This window comes from Sphaerochaeta sp. UBA5836 (assembly GCF_002432845.1).
Classification (GTDB): domain Bacteria; phylum Spirochaetota; class Spirochaetia; order Sphaerochaetales; family Sphaerochaetaceae; genus Sphaerochaeta.
Map to the genome: position 1 here is coordinate 1 of NZ_DJGW01000028.1, position 1,557 is coordinate 1,557.

Consider the following 1,557-nt stretch of genomic DNA (forward strand, 5'->3'; position numbering starts at 1 on the left):
ACAATGTAACAATGGATGCTTGTATGATATTCTATGCACATTGAAAGTCAAACAGCAAACCCAGTCGTTCAGCGAGGTTGATCATGAAGAAATGGTATGCAGAAGAGTATGAGTGGAACATTGAAGTAACAGGATTCCTTCGTGGTGACCACACCGAGCACTATTGTCGAAACGGTGAAGAAGTAGGAGACATCTACACCTGCACATATGGCTGTCCCGTCAACTCCCAAGACCAGGGCATTTGTTCAAAGGTGATGATGCTCATGTTTCCCATCATGGAAGCAGTACGAAGCGGAGGAGACTTACGGAACATCGGAGGATCGAGCACTTACTGCAAGGATATCGTCTGTCCTGATGGCTGTGTCATCTTCAGGATGACGGCAACTCCCCTTGGCAATGAGAATTTTCATACTGGGAATTTCCATAATCCAGTGTAAACAAGCATCACTTCTCTGCTACAGGAAATGTATTTGCATTCTTAGCTCTTTGCGTATAGGCTTATGGATGATTCTACACGACAGGGAGCATAGGCTATGAATACACGACCATTTGGACCGGACAGAAGACTCGTCTCTGAAGTTGGACTGGGAACCTGGCAAATCGGAGGCTCCTGGGGGACGGTTGACGAAAAAACCGCCATGGGAATCCTTGCTGCTGCAGCAGAAGAAGGCATCACGTTTTTCGATACCGCTGATGTATACGGCGATGGGAGAAGCGAGCAGTTCATCGGAAAGTTTCTCCGTATGCATGCAGACAACCTATTTGTTGCAACGAAACTCGGCAGAGAATCAAACCCCGGCTGGCCTGGGAACTTTACCAGGGAGAACATCATCAAGCATACCGAAGCGTCCCTGAAACGCTTGGGATTGGAACGACTGAATCTTACCCAGCTGCACTGCATTCCTCGTGAAGTCCTGGCAGAGGGCGCCGTCTTTGATACTCTGAGAGAGCTGAAGAAACAAGGCAAGATCGAGCATTTCGGCGCCAGCGTCGAAACTGTCGAGGAAGGCCTGCTTTGCCTTGAGCAGGAAGGAATTGCGTCCCTGCAGGTTATTTTCAACATCTTTCGGCAGAAACCCATCAGGGAACTCTTTGCAAAAGCCAAGGAAAAACAAGTATCCATCATTGCAAGGGTGCCGCTGGCCAGTGGCTTGCTTACCGGCAAGATGCAGAAAACTACCACCTTCGATGCAAGCGACCACCGCAACTTCAACCGTGACGGTGCTTCGTTCAATGTCGGCGAGACTTTTGCAGGGGTCCCCTTTGAGAAGGGAGTTGAACTGGCCGAAGAACTCTCCTTGCTGAAACCTGAAGGAATGACCCTGGCTCAGATGGCACTACGTTGGATCCTGGACTTCGATGCGGTAACCGTAGTAATTCCGGGAGCAAGCCGTCCCTCACAGGTAAGGGCAAATGCTTCGATTTCGAAGCTGCCTCCGCTCAGCAGTGATCTGCATGCAAAGATACAAGCCTTTTATGAAAGCAAGGTAGCCCAGCACATCCGAGGACCTTACTAACAGGAAAGTAGTCTCTACAGCACAAGCTATCGATGCATGA

2 protein-coding genes are annotated in these 1,557 nt (G+C 49.5%); both read left to right on the forward strand.

All coding sequences use genetic code 11. The annotated features are described in order from the left end of the window. Nucleotides 1–83 precede the first annotated feature (83 nt). Entirely contained in the window at nucleotides 84–437 is a 354-nt protein-coding gene (locus B3F49_RS02255) for a TIGR04076 family protein (RefSeq protein ID WP_293908782.1), read from the forward strand. Nucleotides 438–533: 96 nt separating this feature from the next. Then, nucleotides 534–1,517 carry an aldo/keto reductase gene (locus B3F49_RS02260; RefSeq protein ID WP_293908783.1) on the forward strand — a complete coding sequence of 328 codons (984 nt, stop codon included), beginning with the start codon at nucleotides 534–536 and terminating at the stop codon, nucleotides 1,515–1,517. Nucleotides 1,518–1,557 lie beyond the last annotated feature (40 nt).

What these genes read in the sequence shown, in the direction of transcription:
- B3F49_RS02255 (WP_293908782.1), top strand. Translation starts at nt 84, where the DNA reads ATGAAGAAATGGTATGCAGAAGAGTATGAGTGGAACATTGAAGTAACA.
- B3F49_RS02260 (WP_293908783.1), top strand. Translation starts at nt 534, where the DNA reads ATGAATACACGACCATTTGGACCGGACAGAAGACTCGTCTCTGAAGTT.